The 23,097-nt window shown below is 68.3% G+C and carries 24 protein-coding genes; 11 read left to right on the plus strand and 13 right to left on the minus strand.

Annotation, left to right across the window (positions count from 1 at the left end):
* Position 1 precedes the first annotated feature (1 nt).
* The gene (locus tag LuPra_RS14330) at positions 2–433 is read right to left on the minus strand and encodes an Hsp20/alpha crystallin family protein (protein WP_110171382.1); all 432 of its coding nucleotides are present in this window, start codon (positions 431–433) and stop codon (positions 2–4) included.
* Between the two features lie 267 nt (positions 434–700).
* Between LuPra_RS14330 and LuPra_RS14335 the strand changes: the two genes are divergently transcribed.
* On the plus strand, positions 701–1,150 hold the full coding sequence (locus LuPra_RS14335; protein ID WP_110171383.1) for an Hsp20/alpha crystallin family protein: 450 nt from the start codon (positions 701–703) through the stop codon (positions 1,148–1,150).
* A 73-nt stretch (positions 1,151–1,223) separates the two neighbouring features.
* Here LuPra_RS14335 and LuPra_RS14340 read toward each other — a convergent pair whose 3' ends face one another.
* The 7 genes from LuPra_RS14340 to LuPra_RS14370 form a co-directional block, all read right to left on the minus strand.
* The gene (locus LuPra_RS14340) at positions 1,224–2,339 is read right to left on the minus strand and encodes an ABC transporter permease (protein WP_110171384.1); all 1,116 of its coding nucleotides are present in this window, start codon (positions 2,337–2,339) and stop codon (positions 1,224–1,226) included.
* Positions 2,336–3,286, minus strand: coding sequence for an ABC transporter ATP-binding protein (locus LuPra_RS14345; RefSeq protein ID WP_110171385.1), 951 nt, complete (start codon positions 3,284–3,286; stop codon positions 2,336–2,338). The genes LuPra_RS14340 and LuPra_RS14345 overlap by 4 nt, the downstream gene beginning before the upstream one ends.
* The gene (locus LuPra_RS14350; RefSeq protein WP_110174682.1) at positions 3,283–4,191 is read right to left on the minus strand and encodes an ABC transporter ATP-binding protein; all 909 of its coding nucleotides are present in this window, start codon (positions 4,189–4,191) and stop codon (positions 3,283–3,285) included. Before LuPra_RS14350 ends, LuPra_RS14345 begins: the two co-directional genes overlap by 4 nt.
* Before the next feature lie 5 nt (positions 4,192–4,196).
* The gene (locus tag LuPra_RS14355) at positions 4,197–5,204 is read right to left on the minus strand and encodes an HlyD family secretion protein (RefSeq protein ID WP_157899189.1); all 1,008 of its coding nucleotides are present in this window, start codon (positions 5,202–5,204) and stop codon (positions 4,197–4,199) included.
* Positions 5,201–6,910 (minus strand): TolC family protein, encoded by a 1,710-nt coding sequence (locus tag LuPra_RS14360; protein ID WP_110171387.1) that lies wholly within the window; start codon positions 6,908–6,910, stop codon positions 5,201–5,203. Before LuPra_RS14360 ends, LuPra_RS14355 begins: the two co-directional genes overlap by 4 nt.
* Positions 6,907–7,137: an Os1348 family NHLP clan protein gene (locus LuPra_RS14365; RefSeq protein WP_110171388.1), complete on the minus strand. Its 231-nt coding sequence runs from the start codon at positions 7,135–7,137 to the stop codon at positions 6,907–6,909. Before LuPra_RS14365 ends, LuPra_RS14360 begins: the two co-directional genes overlap by 4 nt.
* A gap of 222 nt (positions 7,138–7,359) precedes the next feature.
* Positions 7,360–8,937 (minus strand): sigma-54-dependent Fis family transcriptional regulator, encoded by a 1,578-nt coding sequence (locus tag LuPra_RS14370; protein WP_110171389.1) that lies wholly within the window; start codon positions 8,935–8,937, stop codon positions 7,360–7,362.
* Positions 8,938–9,011: 74 nt separating this feature from the next.
* Here LuPra_RS14370 and LuPra_RS14375 point away from each other — a divergent pair, with 74 nt between their 5' ends.
* On the plus strand, positions 9,012–9,356 hold the full coding sequence (locus tag LuPra_RS14375; RefSeq protein WP_110171390.1) for a hypothetical protein: 345 nt from the start codon (positions 9,012–9,014) through the stop codon (positions 9,354–9,356).
* 6 nt (positions 9,357–9,362) lie between these two features.
* Here the strand turns inward: LuPra_RS14375 and LuPra_RS14380 are convergent, their stop codons facing one another.
* From LuPra_RS14380 to gatC, 3 genes are read right to left on the minus strand one after another with little or no spacing between them, the layout of a single operon-like run.
* Positions 9,363–9,635: a DUF2277 domain-containing protein gene (locus LuPra_RS14380; protein WP_110171391.1), complete on the minus strand. Its 273-nt coding sequence runs from the start codon at positions 9,633–9,635 to the stop codon at positions 9,363–9,365.
* A gap of 27 nt (positions 9,636–9,662) precedes the next feature.
* Positions 9,663–11,093 carry an Asp-tRNA(Asn)/Glu-tRNA(Gln) amidotransferase subunit GatA gene (gene gatA, locus LuPra_RS14385; protein WP_110171392.1) on the minus strand — a complete coding sequence of 477 codons (1,431 nt, stop codon included), beginning with the start codon at positions 11,091–11,093 and terminating at the stop codon, positions 9,663–9,665.
* Positions 11,090–11,389 carry an Asp-tRNA(Asn)/Glu-tRNA(Gln) amidotransferase subunit GatC gene (gatC, locus tag LuPra_RS14390; RefSeq protein WP_157899190.1) on the minus strand — a complete coding sequence of 100 codons (300 nt, stop codon included), beginning with the start codon at positions 11,387–11,389 and terminating at the stop codon, positions 11,090–11,092. Before gatC ends, gatA begins: the two co-directional genes overlap by 4 nt.
* Before the next feature lie 134 nt (positions 11,390–11,523).
* On the opposite strand from gatC, the gene LuPra_RS14395 reads away from it, so the two are divergent.
* A complete protein-coding gene (locus LuPra_RS14395; RefSeq protein ID WP_110171394.1) occupies positions 11,524–12,456 on the plus strand; it encodes a phospholipase C/P1 nuclease family protein in 933 nt (310 codons plus the stop codon).
* A gap of 153 nt (positions 12,457–12,609) precedes the next feature.
* On the opposite strand, the gene LuPra_RS14400 is transcribed toward LuPra_RS14395, so the two are convergent.
* Positions 12,610–13,191, minus strand: a complete 582-nt coding sequence (locus tag LuPra_RS14400) for a hypothetical protein (protein WP_110171395.1) — start codon at positions 13,189–13,191, stop codon at positions 12,610–12,612.
* A gap of 101 nt (positions 13,192–13,292) precedes the next feature.
* On the opposite strand from LuPra_RS14400, the gene LuPra_RS14405 reads away from it, so the two are divergent.
* From LuPra_RS14405 to LuPra_RS14440, 8 genes are all read left to right on the plus strand, one after another.
* Entirely contained in the window at positions 13,293–13,997 is a 705-nt protein-coding gene (locus tag LuPra_RS14405; protein ID WP_110171396.1) for a hypothetical protein, read from the plus strand.
* 118 nt (positions 13,998–14,115) lie between these two features.
* Positions 14,116–15,180 (plus strand): UDP-3-O-(3-hydroxymyristoyl)glucosamine N-acyltransferase, encoded by a 1,065-nt coding sequence (gene lpxD, locus LuPra_RS14410; protein ID WP_110174683.1) that lies wholly within the window; start codon positions 14,116–14,118, stop codon positions 15,178–15,180.
* 53 nt (positions 15,181–15,233) lie between these two features.
* Positions 15,234–16,610, plus strand: a complete 1,377-nt coding sequence (locus LuPra_RS14415) for a M16 family metallopeptidase (RefSeq protein ID WP_110171397.1) — start codon at positions 15,234–15,236, stop codon at positions 16,608–16,610.
* Entirely contained in the window at positions 16,610–18,094 is a 1,485-nt protein-coding gene (locus LuPra_RS14420; protein WP_110171398.1) for a M16 family metallopeptidase, read from the plus strand. The genes LuPra_RS14415 and LuPra_RS14420 overlap by 1 nt, the downstream gene beginning before the upstream one ends.
* 19 nt (positions 18,095–18,113) lie before the next feature.
* Positions 18,114–19,259 (plus strand): lipid-A-disaccharide synthase, encoded by a 1,146-nt coding sequence (lpxB, locus tag LuPra_RS14425; protein ID WP_234800936.1) that lies wholly within the window; start codon positions 18,114–18,116, stop codon positions 19,257–19,259.
* Between the two features lie 7 nt (positions 19,260–19,266).
* Positions 19,267–19,821: a hypothetical protein gene (locus LuPra_RS14430; protein ID WP_157899192.1), complete on the plus strand. Its 555-nt coding sequence runs from the start codon at positions 19,267–19,269 to the stop codon at positions 19,819–19,821.
* The gene (locus tag LuPra_RS14435) at positions 19,818–20,819 is read left to right on the plus strand and encodes a matrixin family metalloprotease (protein ID WP_110171401.1); all 1,002 of its coding nucleotides are present in this window, start codon (positions 19,818–19,820) and stop codon (positions 20,817–20,819) included. Before LuPra_RS14430 ends, LuPra_RS14435 begins: the two co-directional genes overlap by 4 nt.
* 59 nt (positions 20,820–20,878) lie before the next feature.
* Positions 20,879–21,592: a hypothetical protein gene (locus tag LuPra_RS14440; RefSeq protein ID WP_157899193.1), complete on the plus strand. Its 714-nt coding sequence runs from the start codon at positions 20,879–20,881 to the stop codon at positions 21,590–21,592.
* Positions 21,593–21,904: 312 nt separating this feature from the next.
* On the opposite strand, the gene xylA is transcribed toward LuPra_RS14440, so the two are convergent.
* Positions 21,905–23,062 carry a xylose isomerase gene (gene xylA, locus LuPra_RS14445; RefSeq protein WP_110171403.1) on the minus strand — a complete coding sequence of 386 codons (1,158 nt, stop codon included), beginning with the start codon at positions 23,060–23,062 and terminating at the stop codon, positions 21,905–21,907.
* Between the last annotated feature and the right edge of the window lie 35 nt (positions 23,063–23,097).

Below are 23,097 nucleotides of genomic sequence, written 5' to 3' on the forward strand. Positions count from 1 at the left end.
GCTAGACGACTTTCTCGATCGGAATCACGAACTCCTGCCCGCTGTTCAGGCGCGGTAACCGCACCCGCAACTCACCTTCGGTCATCGTCGCCCGCGCACGCGAGAGATCCAGCGTGGCGGTGATGCGGACCGCCCGGGCGAACCGCCCGAAGCTGCGTTCGACGAGATGGAACGCCGTCGCGCCCACGACGGCGCCCGCCGCCGGCCACTTGCATCCCGCGATGACCAGGGTGTTGTTCTTGAAGAGGACACGGACGTCTTCGGGCGAGACACCGGCCAGGTCGAGCACGACTTCGACGAACTCCTCGCGCTCGACGACGTCAATCGGCGGGGCATGGAGGCCGCCGGGGGCGGCGTCGTGGGCCTGCTGCAGGTCGTCGAAGAGCCGACGCACCTCGTCGGCGAGTTCGGCCGCCTCTGGAAACGACAGCATGGACGTGATGATCGCACTTTTCTCACGGGTCGTGCCATGCCTGGACCTGAACCGTTGAACTTGGGCGCAGGGCTGACCCTATTTTAGTGTTGTTGACTAAGATTAAATGCTTGACATGAACTCATGTCGGTCGTAAGCTGCCTTTGTCGTCGGGCGGGATAGCGCCGGCGAGCCGCCCTGGTCGGGTATGCCGACAGGGCGGAGGACATCAGGGCAAGGACGCGAGGTGGCCTGGATAGCCGCCCGCACAGTTCTCAGGAGGACGACATGACATTGGTGCGATTCGACCCGTTCCGCGAACTCTCCACGCTGCAGGACCGCCTCAACCGGATCTTCGCTGATGCTTACCCGCGCCGGTACGACGACGACCTGACGCAGCGGGGCGAGTGGTTCCCGCCGGTGGACATCTACGAGAACGGCAGCGACGAGATCGTGCTGAAGGCGGAACTGCCCGGGCTGCGGCGTGAGGACATCGACCTGCGGGTCGAGAACAACACGCTGACGCTGCGCGGCGAGCGCAAGCGCGATACCGAAATCAAGCAGGAGCAGTACCACCGCGTCGAGCGGTCCTACGGGGCGTTCAGCCGGTCCTTCACGCTGCCGTCGCGCATCGACACCGAAAACGTGCGTGCCGAGTTCAAGGAAGGCGTGCTCTCGATCAAGCTGCCGGTGAAGGCCGAGGCCAAGCCGCGCCAGATCGAGGTCGCGATCAGCTAAGGGACAGGGGCCCGGGTTCAGCACGCCGGGCCCCACCCAAGTTCAAAATTTCAAAATTTCAAAATTCACGAATTCAATTCGCGGTCTTCCGGAAGCGGAAGACCGCGAGTCCAATGATGGCGAAGGTGTAGAACGCCAGCCAGGAGACGGGCTCCCACAGCTCGTCGAGTCCCGCCCCCCGCAGGACGATCCCCCTCACCACCTCGATGAAGTACCGCGCTGGAATCACGCGCGAGAGCATCTGGAACACCAGCGGCATGCCGTCGATCGGGAAGACGTACCCGGACAGGAACACGAACGGCAACAGGAACATCATCGAGAGTTGCTGCGCCTGCCGCTGCGTCTGCGCGATCGTCGAGAGCAGCATGCCGAGTCCCAGCACCGCGGCAATGAACAGGAACCCCACCGCATAGAGCAGCAGCACGCTGCCCATGATCGGGATGTCGAAGAGGAAGCGCATCAGCAGCACCGTCACGGTCAGCTGCACGTAGCCGATGACGATGAACGGCACGAGCTTGCCGAGAATCAGCTGCGTGCGTGTGACCGGCGTCACCTGCAACTGCTCCAGCGTGCCGAGTTCCCGCTCGCGCACGATCGCCCCCGCGGTGAACTGGATCAGCGTGAAGGTCAGGATGATGGCCAGCAGGCCGGGAATGACGAAGGTGGCCGTCCGGAGGTCCGGGTTGTACCAGGGCCTGAGGCGCAGGTCGACCGGGAGCGCCGTCTCGCGCCACCCGGCGCGTCGCGCCAACGTCTGGATGGACAGCTGCGTTGCGACCCCGTTGGCAATCGACATCGCCTGAGTCGCCGTCGTCGTGTCCGACGCGTTGACGACGATGAACGCCTCGGCCGGCTTGCCGCGATGCCGGTTGGCGCCGTAGTCCCGATCGATCACGAGCCCGACCGACGCCGTCGCCGAATCGAGCGCCGTCTGCAACTCGCGCAGGCTGTCGACCCGCCCGACCACGTCGAAGTACTGGCTGGCCGTGAGTCGCGCGACGAGTTCGCGACTGTCGTAGGAGCGGCTCTCGTCGAGCACCACGGTCTTCAGGTGCTTGACGTCGTAGTTGATGGCATACCCGAAGACGAGGGTCTGCATCAACGGCACCAGGATGATCATGCGCAGCGTCAGGCGGTCGCGCTTGAGCTGCATGAACTCCTTCCAGGTCAGGGCGAGCAGGCGTCTCATGCAGCCTCCCCGGAGCTCGTCGAGCGCTTGCGGGCCAGCGAGACGAAGACATCCTCGAGGGACGGCTCGGCGGATTCGGGCCGGCCGATGGCGGCAAGCGGTGCAAGCGCCGCGTCCCTGGCCTCCGCGCGCAGCACCGCGCGGAGGTGACGTCCGGCCAGGTACACATCCTCGAACTGCTGTTGCGATCGCAACGTCTCGAGTGCACCGAACGCGTCGTGCTCGACGACCACCTCGAAGAGCCGCCCCGCCAGGTGCGACTTCAGATCCAGCGGGGAGCCGTCGGCGATGAGTTCGCCGTCGAGGATGAAGGCGAGGCGATCGCACTGCTCGGCCTCGTCCATGTAGTGCGTGGTGACCAGCACGGTCATGCCACGATCCGCGGCGAGCTCGTAGATGAGATCCCAGAACATGCGCCGCCCGACCGGGTCGACTCCGCCTGTCGGCTCGTCGAGGAAGAGCAGTTCCGGTTCGTGCAGCAGCGCGGCGGCGAGTGCCACGCGCTGCCGCAACCCGGTTGACAGGCCTTCGGTGAGCACGCGCCGCACCTCCTGGAACCGTAGCCGATCGGCGAGCGCGTCGATGCGGTCCAGCAGGGAGGCGCCACGCAGGCCGTAGACCGACCCGAAGAAGCGCAGGTTCTCCTCGACGGTGAGATCGAGGTACAGCGAGAACTTCTGGCTCATGTAGCCGAGCCGCCGCTTCCAGGCATCGGTGTTGGTCGCGAGCTGGATGCCGCCAAAGCCCGTAATCGTTCCAGAGGACGGTGCGAGCAGGCCGGCCAGCATGCGGATCGTCGTGGACTTGCCCGAGCCGTTGGGGCCAAGGAAGCCGAACACGCGCCCGCGGGGAATGTCGACGTCGACGTTGCGCACCGCAACGAAACTGCCGAAGCGGCGCGTGAGCTGGCGAGCCGAGACGAGCACGTCTTGAGCCTGGGCCGTCATGCCACTGCCTCCGCTTCGCGTGCGTGCTGCTCGCTGTGCCAGACGAAGACGTCCTCGAGTGACGGCGCAAGCACGCGCACGTCGCCGGCGCCGACGGCGTCGCCCAGCGCCTGGCGGACTTCTGCGAGCAGTGCCGGCCCTTCGCCGGTGCGACCGCGGACGTGCAGGCGCGTGCCGAACAGTGAGACGTCGTCCACGCCGGGCAGCGCCGCGAGGCGTCGACGCAGTTGCATGCGGTCGTGGCTGCGCACCTCGACGAGCGCTCGCGGATAGTCCCCGACAATCGCCTCGCGGGTACCGATGGCAGTGATTTGCCCGCGATCGAGGAACGCCAATCGTGACGCGTACTCGGCTTCGTCCATGTACGGCGTCGAGACGAGCAGTGTCAGCCCTTCGTGATGCAGCTGGTTCAGCAGGATCCAGAACTCGCGCCGGGACACGGGATCGACGCCGGTCGTCGGCTCGTCGAGCAGCAGCAGTTCCGGTTGCGTCATGAGGGCGCTGACGAGGGCGAGCTTCTGTTTCATGCCCCCGGACAGCGCCCCGGCGAGCCGCGTGCGAAAGCGGTCGAGCCCGACCCGCGCGAGCAGGTCGGCCGTTCGCGTCTTCGCAAGCGCATCGGGCACGTCGTAGAGGCGCGCCCGCAGGTGCAGGTTCTCGTCGATGGTCAGATCTTCGTAGAGCGAGAACCGCTGCGGCACGAGGCCAAAGGTGCGAACACCGTTCACCTCTACGCGCCCGCTCGACGGTGTCACCAGCCCCGCCACCAGCCGGAAGAACGTCGTCTTGCCGGCGCCGTCTGGGCCGAGCAGGGCGAACAGTTCGCCGCGCTGGATGGAGATCGTCAATCCGCGCAGCGCCTCGACGGCACCGAAGCGCATGGTGAGATCGGTGGCTTCGATCATCGCGCTCACGGCGTGCCTCCCGGAGTGGCGGGTGCCGGGACGATCACCTCGGCCGGCTGACCCGGCACGAGCGGCACTTTCCACCCGCCGTCGAGATCGACCTTCGCGGCGTACACCAGGTTCACCCGCTCGGCACGGGTTTCCACGGCCTTCGGCGTGAATTCGGCGTTCGGCGAGATCTCGGTGACCCGCGCCGCAAACGTCTGGCCCGGATGCGCATCCACCTGCACCTGCACCGCCTGTCCCTGTCGGACCTGGCCGAGTCGCGCCTCGGGAATGAACGTGCGCACGTACAGACGCGACTCCAGTCCCAGCGTCACCGCGGATTGGCCCGGACCGAGCAATGCTCCCGGCTCCACGAGCCGATGCAGGACGACGGCATCGCTCGGCGCGCGCAATTCGGCCTCCCGGACGACGATGTCGGACTGGGCCTTGACGCGCTGCGCACGTCCGAGTTCGGCCTCGGCCTGTTTTGTCTGCCACTGCCGGAATCCCTGCTGCACGAGCCGCAGTCGCTGCGTCGCCGCCTCGAGTGCCGCTTTCGCGCGTTCGACGTCGGACGCGGCCCTCTCGAGATCGCGCTGGGTCCCGACCCGCTTCTCGCGGAGGACCTGCTGCCGCGCGAGTTCCTCACGGGCCAGCGACAGCGCCGCGACACGATCGACACGCTCGGCGTCCGCGGTGGCGATCTCGGCACTCCGACTGCCCGATGAGAGATCGCGGACACGCGCCTCGGCTGCCGTCACCGACTGGGCGTCGCGATCGGGCGCGAGCGCAACCTCGGCGAGATCGAGCCGTACCAGCAGGTCGCCGGCCTTGACGCGATCCCCCTCCCGGACGAGGACTTCGACGACGCGGCCCTGGATCCGGGGCGCAATGTCGACCAGTGGCGCCTCGATGCGGCCATTGAGGTGCACGCGTTCATCGGCGGGCCCGCGTCGGCAGCCGCCGAGTGTGACGACCGTCGCGACGACGGTGAGCGCGGCAAGCGGGGCGAAGCAGTGGCGCGTCATCGTGCGGTTCCTTTCGGGGCAACTGGCCATGCGCCCTGGGCAATCGTTCGATCCGTCGTCGAGGCGAGCGCGGCCGGCTTCGCGTGCGAGAGATCGGGCATGTCGCGTGCGGTTGGTCCTCCGGGTGGCGTGCCTGCCGGCGCCGGCGCATCCAGCGTGATGCCACGCCGTTCGAGCAGGCGACCCGTCGCACGGAGCAGTTCCGTCGAGGCCCGGGCGACTTCGATGCGCGCGGCTGTGAGCGACAACGCCGCCTGCGCCAACTCGGTCTGGCGTGTCAGTACGAAGAAGTTGCTGCTCTGGCCGGTCTCGAAACGCGCCTGCTCGGCAACGAGCAGGTCGTTGGACGCCGACTCCAGGGCGATCGCGGCGTCGAGCCGCTCGCGGGCCGCGCCGAGCACGGCGGCTGCGGTGCGGACTTCGGTGGCGATGCGCTGCGCCACCTGGTCGCGAAGCAGCGCGGTCCGTCGTTCGACGAGTGTCGCGACGACGACGTCGGCCTTTGCCGCGCGCCGCCCGATGGGCAGGGCCATGCTGACGCCGACGTAGACGTCCGAGAAGCGATGCGTGAACAGATTCTGCAGCGAGTCGTCGTAGCCGCCGAGGAGTCCGTCCGGCACCGTCACGGTGCCGCCGGGGAAGGGCACGAAGAGATCGGGATTCTCGCTTCCAGCCAGGCCGCGGAGGTTGTAAGCGGCCACGAGATCGAGTTGCGTACGATCGCGCTCACGAGCCAGCGCGGTGTCGAGTTCCGCGATCTGCCGGGCCGCATCGACGTCGGTGAGTTCCGGGCGTCGCGACAGCGCCTCCTTCACGAGGGCATCGACAGCTTCCATCGCCACCGCGGCGGGCGGTTCGTCGACGAGGTCGAAGGCCATCGTCCAGGCGGGGGAGTCGGCGGTGCCTGCCACCAACTGCCGCAGCGCGATGTCGGCGCGCCCGGCCTCGTCGTGCGCGCGCACCAGATCGGCGCGGCGCCGCGCGATCTCGGCCTGCGGCGCCGCCAGTTCCGCCTCGGCGGCGATCCCGGCCTGGATTCGCACCGCTGTGTCGTCGCGCTGCGCCTCGGCCAGCGCCAGCGACCGCTCGCGGATGCGCACGTCCTCGCTCGTCGCCTGCACCGCCCAATAGGCGCGCTCGACGGCCGCCACCGTTTCGGCGACGAGATGCTGGAGGGCGGCACGACTACGCGACACGTCCAGTGCCGAGACCTTCAGCGCGCGCCGCTGCGGATCGATTCGGCGGCCCGCCATCAACGGTTGCCGCAGTTCCACGCCGACCGCCGTGAAGTAGGCGGGCGTGAGGAGGAAGAAGAGGCCATTGGTCTTCTCGAGTGACGTCGATGCCGTGCCGGTGACAGTCGCGCCGCTCTCGAAGAGGCGACTCCACGCGACGCTGCCCTGGAGGCTGTTGGTCCGAGGGGCGAGTGCGCCTTCGGGCGCGCCGACAAACAGCGTGTTGGTCGGGTCGGTTCGCGTTCGGACCCGGCTGTCGATGCGCAGGACGGAATCGTAGGCGGCCTCAGCGCGCGTCTCGCCCTGGGCGGCGATGGTGACGGCATCGCGCTGGATGGCAACTTCGGGCAGGCGCTCGATGGCCCGGGCGGTCGCGTCGGCCAGCGTCAGCGGAACCGGCTGTGCGAGCGCCGCCGCGGGCAGGAGCGCGACCAGCCCCCACAGGGCCATTCGTCGCGAGGCGCGCGTCATCGCGTCACCCCCAGGCGCTGGAGCCGGGGATCGAGCGCTCCGGCAAACCGATCCAGGGCTTCCGGCGGCAGTTCGAGAAGCGCGCGGCGCTCGGTAGGCGTCACCTCCAGCGCCGCCTCGGTGGTGAGTGCGTCGAGCGCTTCGGCGCGCGCCTGTTTGTACCGCGCCCTCCAGTGCTCGTCGGTCGCGAGTCGACCGATCACTTGTTCCACGTGTGCCTGGCTCATGGCTGATTCCTTCCCAGCCAGCGTAGGGAGCAAGCGGCACGCCAATGGCCACGGACTCGCGTGGAATCCACGTATCTGTCTGTGAGGGCGACCTTTATTTAGAAAAGCGTTGCCTGCACAGGCTAGATAAACGGCCAAGCAGAGCGTTCCCTTATGAGCAAGATGTCGATAAATGCGCAGTGTGTAGAGTTCGACTGGGTCCCTGCGCCGGCGCGAGGCGTTTTATATCGCGAGGCCGTGGCGTTTGAGGCGGACGTAGAACTGGGCGCGCGTCAGGCCCAGTGCCCTCGCTGCCTCGGACTTGTTGTATCGCGCTCCAACCAGGGCGTTTTCGACCATCTCGCGCTCGACATCCGGGAGTGTCTGGCGGCGTTCAGTCCCGGCCGGCAACCCGATCCGGCGCGGGGCCGTGGCCGGGTCCGACGCGCCGGACGACTGCGGGGGCGCCGGCGCCGGGAGAGCGAGATGCTCGGAGGTGATCAGTCCGCCGCCGGCGAGGATCGCGGCACGCTCGAGCACGTTACGGAGTTCGCGCACGTTGCCAGGCCATGGGTAAGCCAGCAGTCGGGGGGCTGCCTCGCGCGACAGCCCGGCGCCACGCCGTCCCAACTGCCGCCCGATGTCCTCGAGCAGCACTTCGGCCAGGGGCAGCACGTCATCGGGACGCTCACGCAGAGGCGGCAGGGCGATGACGAAGATATGCAGCCGATAGAACAGGTCCTCGCGGAACGTGCCGCGGTCGACCATCGTGCGCAGGTGACGATGCGTCGCGGCGATCACGCGCACGTCTGCGCGCAGCACCCGCGACGCGCCGACGCGCTGGAACTCTCGCTCCTGGAGCACCCGCAGCAGCTTGGCCTGCGCGCCGGGCGACAGTTCGCCGACCTCGTCGAGCAGCAGCACGCCGCCGGCCGCGCGCTCGATGAGGCCGGCCCTCGTCTGCGTGGCGCCCGTGAAGGCGCCCTTTTCATGCCCGAACAGTTCCGACTCGATCAGCGACTCGGGCAGGGCGGCACAGTTGATCGCCAGGAACGGTCCGGCGGCCCGCGGGGACGCGCCATGGATGAAGCGCGCAAGCACTTCCTTGCCCGTGCCGGACTCTCCCGTGAGGAGTACGGTCGTGTCGGTCGCCGCGACCTGGGCGGCTTCGCCTACCGCCTGCCGCCACGCTGCCGACACACCCACCATCCGTCGTGGCGAGCCATGCCCGAGGACCGACAACTGGTCGGTCAGCGAACGCACACGTTGCTCGAGCGCCGTCGCGCGCTCGCGCACCTCCGCGGCGCGTGCCGCCTCGTCGGCGAGATCCTTGTGTGCCAGCGCGAGCGCCACGTACGCCGCCACCCGGATTGCCACCGGCGCGTCCTGCGCCGTGAAGCCACCCTGGGCCCTCGACATGAAGTTGAGCCCGCCGAAGACCTGTCCGTTCCGACGCAGCGGAACGCGCAGCGACCCGTGCAGGCCGGCAACCACGGCCGGGATCTGCCGCATGACCGGGTCGGTCGCCATGTCGTCGCACAGGAGGTAGTCCCACGGCACCTCGAACAGGTGCCGGGCTTCCTGCGGCACCTGGATGCGATCGGGGCGTTGAAAGTCGACTTCGGTCGTCAGGGCGTGGACAAACAGCGATTCCCGGTCGGGCGCGAGCAGCGCGAGCGCCAGCGCGTCGTGCGGCAGCACCCGGCAGGTGACCCGAGACAAATGCGGGAACACCTCACGGATGTCCAACGCCCCCGAGAGCAGGGGCAGCAACTCGGCCAGCGCGTCGAGCCGCGCGAGCAGGTCCGCGTCGGGGGGCACGGCTAGACGATAGCGCACGTCCGGCCGAACCCCGGGTGCATCCCACTCGTCAAACTCCGGCAAGAGGAGAGCCGATGACGACGCTGTTCGTGATGGGATTCGCGATGGTGGCGATGCTGGTGGTGACGGGGCTGGCCTTGGCGTGGGCGGCGCTGCGCGCGGTGCTGTGGGTCGTCTTCCTGCCGCTGATGTTGCTCAAGGCGCTGTTCGGTCTCGTCTTCGGGCTGTTCGGCCTCGTCTTCGGATTGGTGTTCGGGACGCTCGGCCTGGTGGTCGGCCTGCTCGTGGCCCTCGTGGTCGGTGGCGTGGGTCTGGTGGCGCTCCTGGCCGTCGTCGCCATACCGCTCGTGCCGTTCCTGCTCGTTGCCGGGCTGGTGTGGGTCGCCGTGAAGGGCACGACGGCCCTGGCCGCGGTGTAAGGCCTCTTAGGCCCGGCTGAAACGTTCGCGCGACCGCTGCCGCAACTTCTCGGCCTCGACGCCGCGGTCCTTCGGGGTCGCGCTCGTCGACAACGACGCGATCAACACCCGCGCCGCGTCGGTCACGTCCTGCACCGCCTTGTCGAAGGCCTCGGCGTTGGCCTGCGACGGCTTGGTGAACCCACTCAGCTTGCGGACAAACTGCAGCGCCGACGCACGAACCTCGTCGTCGGTCGCCGGCGGATCGAAATTGAACAGCGTCTTGATGTTGCGGCACATGGGCGTGGTCCTCCCCAGGTGGATGGATCAGCGCGGCGTGGGGAACGCGCCGCGTGCGTCTTCGTAGGCCGCCGCGCCACGCAGCAGCGTCGTCTCGTCGAAAGCGGGCGCCGTCATCTGCAAGCCGACCGGGAGGCCCTGGCCATCGATGCCGCAGGGCACGCTGATCGCCGGCAGTCCCGACAGGTTGGCGCTGACCGTGAAGACGTCGGCCAGGTACATCTGCAACGGGTCCTCCACTTTCTCGCCAAGCCGGAACGCGGTGGTCGGCGCCGTCGGCATGACGACGACATCCACCGACGCGAAGGCGCGTTCGTAGTCGCGGGTGATGAGCGTGCGGACCTGCTGGGCCTTGCGGTAGTAGGCGTCGTAATAGCCGGCGCTGAGCACGTAGGTGCCGAGCAGGATGCGGCGCATGACTTCGGCGCCAAATCCGGTGCTGCGTGAAGCCGCGTACATCGAAGCGAGGTCGGTGTAATCGCTGGCCGGCGCGCGGTAGCCGAAACGGACACCGTCGTAACGCGCAAGGTTGGCGCTCGCTTCCGCCGTGGCCACGAGGTAGTAGGTCGGGATGGCGTGGGCCGCATGCGGCAGTTCGATGTCGTGCAGCGTCGCGCCCCCACCCACCATCACGGCGAGGGCGCGCTCCACCGCCGTCCGCACGTCGTCGTCCACCCCGTCGGCGAGCAGGGCGCGTGGCACGCCGATGCGCAGCCCCTGCAGCGATGCGTCGGTGGACGGCACCTCGAACGGCGGCATGGTCACGGTGGTCGCGTCGCGCGGGTCTGGTCCAGCCAGTGCGGCGAGGACGTGCCCGGCCTGGCGCACGGTGCGTGTCAGCGGTCCGATCTGATCGAGCGAGGATCCGTACGCCACGAGGCCGTAGCGCGAGACGCGACCGTACGTGGGCTTCATGCCGACGATGCCGCAGAACGAGGCAGGCTGCCTGATGGAGCCGCCGGTGTCCGATCCGAGCGCCACCGGTACCGCGCCGGCCGCCACGAGCGCCGCGGATCCCCCGCTCGAGCCCCCGGGCGTGCGGGTCTCGTCCCAGGGGTTGAGGACCGCACCGTAGGCGGAGTTCTCGTTCGACGACCCCATCGCGAACTCGTCGCAGTTGGTCTTGGCGACGATCACCGCGCCAGCCGCGTCGAGTCGCTCGACGACGGTTGCGTCATATGGCGCGATGAAGCGATCGAGGATGCGCGAGCCGGCGGTGGTGCGCGTGCCGCGCGCGCAGATGTTGTCCTTGATCGCCACGGGCACGCCAGCCAGCGGGAGCCTCGCGCGTTCCTGGTCATCGAGGGCGTCCACGGCCGCGGCGCGCTCGCGCGCACGCTCCGTGGTGACGGTCAGGACGGCATTCAGCCGCCCGGCCTCGGCGAGCGCCGTGATGGCGGCCTCGCAAGCGCGCGCAGCGGCGGCCGTGCCGGTCGGAAGCAGGTCGACGACGCTCATGCGCCGATCACCCGTGGCACGCGGAACAAGCCGGCCTTCTCGTTGGCGTCGGTGGCGTTGGCGAGCGCGTCGCGGACGTCGAGCGAGGGCCGTGGCTCGTCGGCACGCAGGTCTCCGGCGCCTTCCACGATGTGGGCGGTGAGGGGGACCCCGTCGGTCGGCACGGCCTGCAGCCGATCGACGTAATCCAGGATCTGTTCCAGATCGGCGCCAAGGCGGGTCCTGGCCTCGTCGGTGAGCCGGAGCTGGGCGAGCGCGGCGATACGGTCGATCTCCTCGGGACTGAAGCGAGCCATCGTCGTCATCTTAGCGAATCGGGGCGGACAGGGATTCGGGTGCCGGGGAACGGGGAACGGGGAACGGGAAACGGGAAACGGGAACCGGGTGTCGGGAGTGGGCCGTCGGCTGAGCAAACTCGTACAATGCCGTCGTGCTGAACCGACGCGGTGTCCGGCTGTCGCTCGCCGTGCTTCCTCTTGCGCTGCTCCTCGCTCCCGTCGAGAGCCAGGCGTGGGGCTTCGAAGCGCACAAGTTCATCGCCGATCAGGTGATCGCGTTGCTGCCGCCTGGCCTGCGCGAACTGTTCGAGCGACAGCGGAGTGCGTTCATCGAGCACGCGATCGATCCGGACCTGTGGCGCAACGTCGGCGCAGACGATGAGCCGCCGCGCCATTTCCTCGACCTCGATGCGTACGGGGCAGCGCCCTTCGACGCGCTCCCGCGGGCCTACGACGAGGCCGTGACCAAGTTCGGTCCGGAGAAGGTCAACCAGGAAGGCACACTGCCGTGGCGCGTCGCCGAGATGCACGGCCGGCTGCGACGCACGTTCGAGCAACTGGCTCGCCCCGATGGGCCGGGCTATGCGGTCGACAACGTGGTGTTCTTCGCGTCGGTGATGAGCCACTACATCGGCGATTCCTACGTGCCGTTCCACGCGGTCGTCAACTACGACGGACAGGTCACCGGGCAGCTCGGGATTCACAGCCGCTTCGAATCGGAGTTGTTCTCGCAGCTCAAGCCGACGCTCAAGATCGCCCCGCCGTCGATGGCACCCGTGACCGACGCGCGGCAGGCGGCGTTTGCCTCGCTGATCGAAGGCGCGGCGTTGGCAACGAAGGTCCTCGAGGCCGATCGCCAGGCGATCGGCACCGGCGATCTCTACGATGCAGGGTACTTCACGCGCTTTGCCGAAGGCGGCGCCGGCCCGATCCTGGAGCAGCGTGTCAACGCCGCGATCGCCTCGGTGGCGGCACACATCATCGGCGCGTGGGAAACGGCGGGGAAGCCGGATCTCTCCAAGCCGCGCCCGCCGCGGGGCCCGCAGCGCAAGCGTGCACCGCGCCCGGCAACGGCGACACCTTAGAGCAACGCCGAATGCTGAGGCTTTCGGCAGCCCGTCGACCTGAAGGTCGACGGCTACGATGACTGAACCGAACGCTGAACGCCGCAGCTGGACTATGCGGCCCGCCCGGCACCCGGAACCCGGAACCCGGAACCCGGAACCCGGCACCCGACCCTAAAACGTCCGCACGTACGTGAGGTTGGCCTTCACGTCGACGTCCGCAATGCGGACAGGTGCGGCACCGCCCTCGACCACCAGGTCGTACGTGCCGGCCGGGGCGACGACGAGCTGGTAGCCCTCACCGTCCACCCCCCGGGCGACCTCGGTGCCGTCCTTGCGCAGGAGGCGTGTCCGCCATCCGACCTGTCCCGACTGATGCGGACCCTGAGCGCGTACCTCGAGCGCACCCCACTCCTTCTCGAAATTGAGGACCTCGAGGTGGTGTCCCCCTTCACCCGGGTAGTCCACCAGGAGGCGGAGTGTTGTCCATACGATGCCGCTGACCTTGCCGTCCTGCTGCTGCACGAGCTGCAGGTCGTACTGGCCCGCGGCCAGCGGCAGCCGTCGCTCGCCGCCGTCCGCGACCGGTGCCGGCTGGCCGTTGGTTCGCGCGCCGGCCGGGTACACGGTCACGGTCGTCTCCCGGGTGACCTCCGCCTGCCCGCGGAACACGCGAATGTGGAGCGACAGCGGCAGGGCCGTCTGCACGACCCCGCTTGTCACCATCGCCAACCAGAGCAGGAATGTTGCCGTCATGCCGATAGGGTAAACGGAAGGGACACGCTCGAGGTATCCACGGGCACGACGGGCCGGACTGAACCAGATCCCGGGTGCTATCGTAGGACAGGTACGGATCAATGTTCGACGTCTACCTCATTCCCATCGGCGGGGGCCGCCTCGAGCCCTATTGCGAGCCCGCCGAGGACGCGGCGGCGGTCCCTTCACATGAGGATCGCGGGTTGTTTCGCCGGTTGCTGGACATGTTCCGCCAGATGCTGGCCGATGCCGAAGAGGACCGACGCAAGCGGGCGCGCGGCGAGGAGACGCCGGTGGCGGCGACCCGACTCGGACGGTTGCAGCAGCGGGTCCTGCGGACCATCGCGGAGCACATCAACGAGCAGCGCCTGCTCTGGCACCTGCGCAAGCACGCCCACGCGACCTTGCATCATCCCGACGACGTGACCGCCGAGCAGGCCCTGCAGGTGATGCGGGCGTCGTTGCGCAAGGATGGCGACCGGCACGTCATCTGGCTGGTCATCACCACCGTTCTCTTCATTGCGTCTGGCGCCCTTGCCATCGTTCCCGGCCCGAACGTGCTCGCCTACTTCCTCGGCTTCTTCGTCGTCGCTCGCTACCTCTCGTGGCGCGGTGCTCGGCACGGGTTGGGCACCATGATCTGGCACATGACCGCCAGCCCGCCCCTGTCGGAACTGCGCGGCGCACTGCAGCTGTCGGGTGAGGCACGCGAGCCCCTGGTGCTCGACATCGCGATGCGGCTCCGGCTCGAGGACCTGCCGCTGTTTGTCGCACGGATGGTGCCTGACCCTCTCGCGACGCCGTAGCACCATGCACCTGTGTCGCGACGCCGTAGCACCACGCACCTGTGTCGCGACGCCGTAGCGCCACGCACCTGTGCGCCGAAGCGCGAAGCGCGAAGGCGCATGGTACACTCCGCCTGCCTTGACGCTGCGTGAACTTGCCGATCTCCTCGGCTGCCGTCTCGAGGGCGACGGTGACCTGCAGATTACCCGCGTTGCGTCGCTCGAATCCGCGGCCCCCGGCGACGTCGCCTTCTTCAACAATCCCAGGTACGCCAAGGCGCTCGCGGCGACGCGGGCGTCCGCGGTGATTGCCGCCGACGATGTCGCCGTGCCGGTGGCGGCGCTGCGGACCATGGAACCGTACGTCGCGTTTGCGCGCGCCCTGGCGCTGCTCCATCCACAGGCTCTGCCACCCGTTGGCGTCCATGTGACGGCCGTGGTCGAGGCCTCGGCGGTGCTCGGCCCTGACGTGTCCATCGGTCCTTACGCATGCGTCGGCGCCGGCGTGGTGATCGGCGCGCGCACGGTGGTGCGGGCGCACGTCACGATCGGCGACGGGGCGGTGATCGGCGATGATTGCCTGCTGCACCCGCACGTCAGCGTGCGGGAGCGCGTCACGCTCGGCCACCGCGTGGTCGTGCAGGATCACGCCGTCATCGGCAGCGACGGCTTCGGGTTCGCGGCGGACTCGACCGGGCAGATGGTCAAGATCCCGCAGGTCGGGACGGTGGTCGTCGGCAATGACGTGGAAATCGGCGTGTCGACGGCGATCGACCGGCCGCCGATCGGGTCGACCGTGATCGGGGCCGGGACGAAGATCGACAACCTGGTGCAGATCGGCCACGGCGTCCAACTCGGCGAGCGTGTGATCCTGGTATCGCAGGTCGGTATCGCCGGCAGCACCACCGTCGGCGCGGGCACGATCCTGGCGGGGCAGGTTGGCGTGGCCGGTCACCTCACGCTGGGCAAGGGCGTCCGTGTCACGGCGCAGACCGGCATCCACAACTCGCTGCCGGACAAGGCGTTTGTCTCCGGATCTCCGGCCTTCGACAACCGGGACTGGCTCAAGGCATCGGCCGTCTTTCGGTACCTGCCCGCACTTCGCAGGCAGGTCCACGAGTTGCAGCGGCGGCTCGCGGCACTCGAGGCAGCGTCGCCCGGGCCCGACGCACCGGACGAGCCTGCCGGCGAGGCCCTGCCCTGAGCCCTCGCCCCATTTCGTTGGAGGCAGGGGCACGGCCTGCCATAATCACTGCAATGACACGCATGCTCGCCCGGCCTGTTGCGGCCGCCGCGCTGGCCGTCGGCATCGTGGCGGGAGCCTTCGAGGCACCTACCGCTGCCACATCCGTCAGGCCAACGGCGTTCAAGTTCGACGACTACACGCTGCCCAACGGGCTGCGGGTCATCCTGCTCGAGGATCACTCGACGCCGATCGTCCACGTGACGCTCTGGTACCACGTGGGATCGAAGGACGAGAAGACCGGTCGCACCGGTTTCGCGCACCTGTTCGAGCACATGATGTTCAAGGGCAGCAAGAATGTGCAGCCCGAGGCGCACACCTCGTACATCGCGTCGGTCGGTGGGCAGAGCAACGCCTACACCACCGAGGACACGACGGTCTTCTGGCAAACCGTTCCGGAGCAGTACCTGCCACTCACCCTGTGGCTCGAGGCGGATCGGATGGCGTCGCTCCGCATCGAGGACGCGACGTTCAAGACCGAGCGGCAAGTGGTCAAGGAGGAACGCCGGCAGCGGGTGGAGAACCAGCCGTACGGTCGCCTCTCCGAGATCATCTACGACAGCGCGTTCACGACGCACCCTTACAAGCACCCTATCATCGGCAGCATGGCCGACCTCGAGGCCGCGAGCATCGAGGACGTGCGAGAGTTCCACCGCAACTATTACCGGCCGGACAACGCGACGCTGGTGATCGCGGGCGACTTCGACCCGGCCGTCGCCAGGGGCCTCGTCGACCGCGAGTTCAGCAAGGTTCCCAAGCCGGCCGGCGTCGTGCCGCGCAACATCCCGCAGGAGCCGGCGCGGACCAGGGAGTTACGCGTCACGATCGAGGAGGACTGGCCGCTGCCGGCGGTGGTCGTCGCCTACCCGATCACCTACGACGGCAACCCCGACTCCTACCCGCTGCACATCGCCGCGAAGGTGCTCTCCGATGGCACCAGTTCGCGCATCTACCAGCGGCTGGTCTACAAGGAGCGACTGGCACTCTCGGCATTCGGGCAGGCGAACCTGATCGAGAACCCGAACCTGTTCTACACCGTGGCCATCGTCGCACCGGGGCACACGCCCGAGCAGGTGACCAAGGCGCTGATCGAGGAAATGGACAGGCTCGTGACCGAGCCGATCACCGCGCGCGAGCTCGAACGCAGCAAGAATCAGTTCGCGCGTGATTACGTGCTCGGACGTCAAACCGTACAGAACAAGGCCACCATCCTCGCGCACGCCGTCGTCCTCCACAAGGGCGATATCGGCACCGCGGACGGGGAGTTCGACATCTTCCAGAACATGACGGCCGCCGAGGTGCAGCGCGTGGCGAAGACCTATTTCACGCCGCAGAGCCGGATGGTGCTCACGGTGATGCCACGCGGGCAGCGCCCCGCCGGGGGGCAGTAGTGATCGTGCGATCGATGCAGACCCTGTGGCTGGCCGCGGTGGCGATCCTGGTCGCGGTGACCTCGCCGCTGTGCGCGCAGGAGCGGCCGCCACGGCCCCTCGAGGCGCACGACGTCAAGATTCCGCCCTACGAAATCCGGACCCTCCCCAACGGGCTGCGCGTGGTCGTGGTCTCGCAGCACGAGCAGCCGGCGGTGAGCCTGCGCATGCTCGTCAAGGCCGGGTCGGCGCAGGATCCAGCCGGCAAGCCCGGTGTGGCGGCGATGGTCGGCGGTCTCCTGGATCAGGGCACTGCCAGGCAGTCGTCCGAGCAGATCTCCGACATCATCGACTACGTGGGCGGGGCGCTCGGATCCGGGGCCGGCACCGACCTTTCGTACGCGAACATCCTCGTCCTGAAGGACCGCTTCGACTTCGCGCTGGACCTCATGGCCGACGTGGTGCGCACACCATCGTTCCCGCAGGAGGAACTCGACCGCGTGCGCACGCAGGCGCTCTCGGCGATGTCGGTCAACATGCAGGATCCCGAGTTCGTCGCCGATGCCGTGATCGATCGCCTGGTGTACGGGTTCCATCCGTACGGATTGCCGGGCAACGGCACGCCGGAATCGCTCACGAGCGTCACGCGCAATGACCTCGTGCAGTTCCACAAGGCGTGGTTCTCGCCCAACAACGCCCTGCTGGCAGTGGTCGGCGACGTCAACGTCGAAGAGGCGTTCGCCGGCGTGACACGTGCCTTTGGCGATTGGCAGCCACACGATCCTCCGGCGATGCCACCCGCCGAAGTGCCCGAGCCGACGCGACGGGTCGTGCTCGTCGACCGGCCGAACTCGATCCAGACGGAGATCCGCGCCGGGCACGTCGCGATCCAGCGGAATCACCCCGATTACATGGCGCTGAACCTGGCGACGAAGATCCTCGGCGGCGAGGGTGCCAATCGCCTGCAGAACGTCTTGCGCTCGGAGAAGGGCCTGACCTACGGCGCGTCGGCCGACATGGACGCCTACAAGCTCACCGGCTCGATCATCGCCGAGACCGATACGCAGACGTCCACGACCGGCGAAGCGCTGCGGCTCACCGTCGACGAATTCTGGCGGCTGGTCCGTGAGCCTGTCGGCGACCGCGAGTTGATGGGGGCGCAGGCGTACCTGGCCGGCAGCTTCCCGCTCAGCATCGAGACTGCCGACGACATCGCGCTGCAGGTGCTGAACCTCCTGTTCTTCGACCTCGACGTGAAGGAGCTCGCGACCTATCGCGACCGCATCAACGCGGTGACCAGCGCCGACATCCAGCGCGTGGCGAAGCAGTTCGTGAAGCCGGGCCGGCTGTCGATCGTGCTGGTCGGCGACGCCCGGCAGGTGCTGCCGCAGCTCAAGGCGGTGGGTGTGGACAACGTCGAAGTGCTGCCGCTGGCGGATCTCGACCTGACCAGCCCGTCCCTGCGCCGCAAGGTCGCCGTGCCGTCCCAGGCTCCCGGGCGCTGACCCGCGGATGGCGGGCGTGATGATCTCGTGCGGGGAGCCGTCAGGTGACCTGTACGCAGGTGCGCTGGCGACGGCTCTCCGCCGCCAGCAGCCGGACGTCGACGTCTTCGGTTTCGGCGGCCCCCGCCTCGCCGGCGCGGGCGGGCGGCTCCTCGGCTCGTACGAGGGCCTGGCCGTGACCGGCCTCTTCGAGGTGTTGCGCACGCTGCCGCGCACCTGGCGCATGTACCGGCACCTGGTTGCGGAAGCGGAGCGCCAGCGCCCGGACGTCTTCGTCGCCATCGACTTCGCCGACTTCAATTTCCGGCTCGGGCAGGCGCTCCACGCACGCGGCATTCCCGTCGTGTATTACATCGGGCCGCAACTCTGGGCCTGGCGGCCAGGACGCATGCAGGTCATCAAGCGCTTCGCGGATCGCGTGCTGGTGATCTTTCCCTTCGAGCAGTCCCTGTACGAGCGGGCAGGCGTTCCGGCCGAGTTCGTCGGCCATCCCCTCATCGACATGATCGACCGGCACGCGCCGCGCGCCACCATCCTGACCCGTCACGGCCTGTCGCAGGCGGCACCGACGGTGGCACTCCTGCCCGGCAGCCGCCACAACGAAGTCGCGAGCACGCTCCCGACGATGCTCGAGGCGTGTGTACGCATGCGTTCCGAGGAACCCGACCTGCAGTTCCTCATCGCACGTGCGCCGGGGTTGCACGCTCACCACTTCGAGGCAGTGCTGCGCAGTCACCTGCCGATCGGCGTGCACGAAGGCGACACCGACGCCGTGCTCGCCGCCAGCGATCTCGTGATCACCGCCTCGGGCACCGCCACGGTGCAGACGGCGCTGCACGGCAAGCCGATGGTGATCGTCTACCGGCTGTCGCCACTCACGTACCGATTGGGCCGGCCGTTCGTCAAGGTCGATACGTTCGGCATGGTCAATCTCATCGCCGGCCGGCGCATCGTGCCGGAATTGATCCAGGCCGATTTCACGGCACAGCGCGTCAGCGAGGAAGCGCTGCGATTCCTGCGCGACCACGCGTACGCCGACCGCGTCCGTGCCGAGTTGGCCCGGGTCGTGCAGGCACTTGGGGGACCAGGCGCCTCTGACCGTGCCGCGACGGCCGTGCTCGCACTCGCCGCCGCGCACGCCTCCACACCGAACGCCCGGGACTAGGAAATTCGTGCCTCTGATGTGTTTCACCCGTCACCGTTTCGTTTCGATTGCCGTCCTGCTGCTGATGCTGTGCGCGAGCCGTCGTCCTGTGTCGGCCTCGGTCGTCGTGCCGCTCTCCCTCGCGCAGTTGACCGAGGCGGCAGACCTCGTTGCCGACGTCACCGTCATCGACATCAGGACGATGCCAGGTCCGGACGGCGTCGAGCGTGTCGTGCAATTGCAGGTCATGTCGACCTGGAAGGGCGGCGCGGAGCGCACCGTGTTCGTGCGCCTCGCGGGCGGACGACTGGGGCCGACTGAAACCCGCGTGGCCGGCGTGCCGGTGGTGCATGACGGCGATCGGCTGGTGATGTTCCTCGTGACCCACCCGCGTGGCGGCTACAGCGTGCTCGGGTTGCACCAGGGTGCCCTCGCCGCCGTGACGGGCGCCGATGGCACCGCGCGCGTGCTGGCGCCGGCGCGTATGCAAGGTGCGCGCGGCGACGTCACGCGGGCCCCGCGGCGGATCGCGGAACTCGAAGGCGATGTCCGATCGATCGCGGGCACGGAAGGCGCACGATGATTCGTCGTGCGCGCATCGTTCCCATCGTCGCGCTGCTCGCGCTGCTGTCGGCCGTACCGACGTCGGCCTACCTGAAGTTCGGGTACACGATCGCGGGGCAGTCGGTCGTACTCAAGTGGCCCGACGGCCGCCCGGTGCCCTATTTCGTCGGCACGCGCGGCGGCGGCGGTGTGTCGGCGGGCGAGTTCCGAGACGCAATCGTTCGCGCTTTCGGAACCTGGGAAGCGGTGCCGACATCGGCGGTGCGTTTCACCAACGCCGGCGTGACCGATCGACCGCCATCCGACAACGACGGCGTCACGTTGCTCGCATTCGCCGAGCGCCCGGAACTCGATCGCACGCTTGGGGCTACCAGCTACACCATCGACGTCGCCAGCGGCACGCTGCTCGAGGCCGACGTCTTCTTCAACGCCGCGTTCCCGTGGTCGGTTGCGTCGGCGGGACAGGCGGGCCGCTTCGACCTCGAGACGATTGCCACGCACGAAATCGGCCACCTGCTCGGCCTCGGCCATTCCGCTCTCGGTGAGACCGAAGTGGTGGGCAGTGGCCGTCGCGTGTTGTCGTCCGGGGCGGTGATGTTCCCGATCGCGTTCTCGCCGGGCAACATCGACGGTCGTCGCCTGCAGCCCGACGACATCGCGGGTGCGTCCGACATCTACCCTGACGGCTCGTTCCGCGAGTCCACCGGCAGTGTGTCCGGCCGGGTCACCAAGAACGGCCTTGGCGTGTTCGGCGCGCACGTGGTGGCGATGCACCTGCGCAGCGGCGCGCTCGTCGGCACCTTCACGCTCGACGACTCGGGCGCGTTCGTCCTTGCCGGCCTGGAGCCGGGCCCCGTGGTCCTGCGCGTCGAGCCGCTCGACGATGGCGACGTCTCGACTTTCATCGAGAGCAATCAGGTCGACCTGAACTTCCGCGTCGCCTTCTCGGCCCGGGCGGTCTTCGTGCCGCGTGGCGGGAACATTCCCGACGTGGATGTCCAGGTGGTGGCCAAGTGACATGGCAGGCGAGCCGGCTACGGTGCTGTATCGGGTGCGCCTTCGTAGCCCTCGCGTGCGTGACACCTGCGTGGGCCCAGGACCCGCAGGCACCGGTGAGCGAGCCAGGCGCTGCATCGTCTCCGTCCGACAACGCGATCTCGGAGGTGCGTCCCGGCTGGCTCGAGGTGAGCGTGCTCGGTGGCCTGTTCGGCGGCGGCGACCTTGGCGACGGCAAGGCCGAGATGCTCACCAACCAGATACCCACCAGTGGCATGACGGCGCTGTTCACGACCAGCGCACGTATCGAAGCCGCACCGCTGATTGAAGCGCGCGTCGGTGTGAGGCTCGGGCGCAACGTGTGGGGCGAAGGCGGGGGGAGCTACGCGCGGCCGGACTTCACGGTGGACATCGCCTCGGACATCGAAGGGGCGCCAGACGTCACGGCAATCTCGAAGCTCACGCAGGTGACCGTGGACGGCTCGCTGCAATACCGCTGGACACGGAGCGGCCGGCGGCTGGCGCCGTTCGTGATGGCGGGTGCCGGCTACCTCCGACAGCTCGACGACACGCGGGCAACCGCGGAGACAGGGTGGCTCGCGCAGGGCGGCGGCGGCGTCCTGATGCGTCTGTCGACTGGATCCGGCTTCATGCGGCGCCTCGCCATTCGTGGCGACGTGCGAGCCATCTGGCTGCGCGACGGTATCGTGCTGAACGCGCAGCGCGGTGCCACGTTCATGGCGTCAGCCGGAATGACGCTACACCTCGGCGGCGGCATCTACCCGGTGCCCTAGGCCGACGACGGACCGGGTGCCGGGTGCCGGGTACCGGGTGCCGGTACCGCAGGACGCCCGGTTCGTAGCCGTCGACCTTGGTCGACGGTCAGTGTGATGGCGAGACAGTGCACGAACGGCGCAAACGCAGCGTCGAGCAAGCTCGACGCCTGCGCATGGCAGATTCGCTGCGCTCGCCGTTTGTTTTCGTGTGGCCGTCGACCTTCCACCTTCGCCAAGGCTACGGTGGACAAGTCAGGTCGACGGGAGGGGCTTTCAGGAGGGTTGACGAACACGGACCGCCGCCCGGCGGTCCGTGCACGACGACGGAAACTATCTGACGCCGAGGAGGATTTCGGTCGTCAGCTGATCGAGCTGCTCGTAGGCCAGTCCCGGCGCCGCGATGGCCTTGCGATCGAACTCGCGGTTGGCAAGTGCGCGGGCGCTATCGGCGCTGAACGGCCCGAGGTTGGCACCGTCGCCATGGGCGGCCTTGACGATCGCCTGGATCTCGGCGTCGGCATTCCAGCGCGCGGCCTTCTCCTTGAGGATCAGGTAGGTGCGCATGCAGCCGCGGGCGAAGGCCTTGACCCCCTCGTAGTCCTCGGTGCGGTACGCATGCGCATCGAAATGACGCGGCCCGGCGTAGCCGACGTCCTCGAGGAATTTCACCAGGAAGAAGGCGGCCCGCGGGTTGGCGGCGCCGAAGCGGAAGTCCTGGTCGTAGCGGCCGGGATTCTGATCGTTCAGGTCGATGTGGAACAGCTTGCCCGCGTCCCACGCCTGGCCGACGGCGTGCGTGAAGTTCAGGCCGGCCATCGTCTCGTGCGCGACCTCAGGGTTGACGCCCACCATGTCCGGATGGTCGAGCGTGGGGATGAAGCCGAGGTAGCTGCCCGTGGTGGACATGTAGATGTCCCCGCGCGGCTCGTTGGGCTTGGCCTCCATCGCAAACCGGTACTGGTAGCCCTGGGCGATGTTGTACTCGCACAGGTAGTTCACCGCTTCCCGCAAGCGCTTCACGGCGTCGTCCGGGCGCCGGCAGGCGTCGGTTTCGGTGCCCTCGCGGCCCCCCCACAGGACGAAGATCGTGGCGCCGAGTTCGGCGCCGAGGTCCATCGCACCCATCGTCTTCTGCACGGCGTAGGCCCGCACCTGCGGGTCGTTGGCGGTGAAGGCGCCGTCCTTGAAGATCGGGTCGGTGAACAGGCTGACCGTGGCCATCGGGCACACCACGCCGTGCTGCTGCATCGCGGCCTTGAACTCGCGGACAATCCGGTCGCGTTCCGCGGCGGTCGCGTCGATGGGGACGAGGTCGTTGTCGTGCAGGTTGACGCCCCAGGCGCCCACGTCGCCGAGCATCGCGACGGCGTCGTTCGGGGGCAACGGGTCGCGGACGGGCTCGCCGAAGGGATCCCGACCGCGGTTGCTGATGGTCCAGAGGCCGAACGTGAATTTGTGGGCAGGTTGAGGTTGGTAGGCGTCTGACACGCGGCAGGTCTCCGGAAAGAGAGTTAGGGGCTGCA

Origin of the sequence: Luteitalea pratensis, from assembly GCF_001618865.1 — a bacterium.
Lineage (GTDB): Bacteria > Acidobacteriota > Vicinamibacteria > Vicinamibacterales > Vicinamibacteraceae > Luteitalea > Luteitalea pratensis.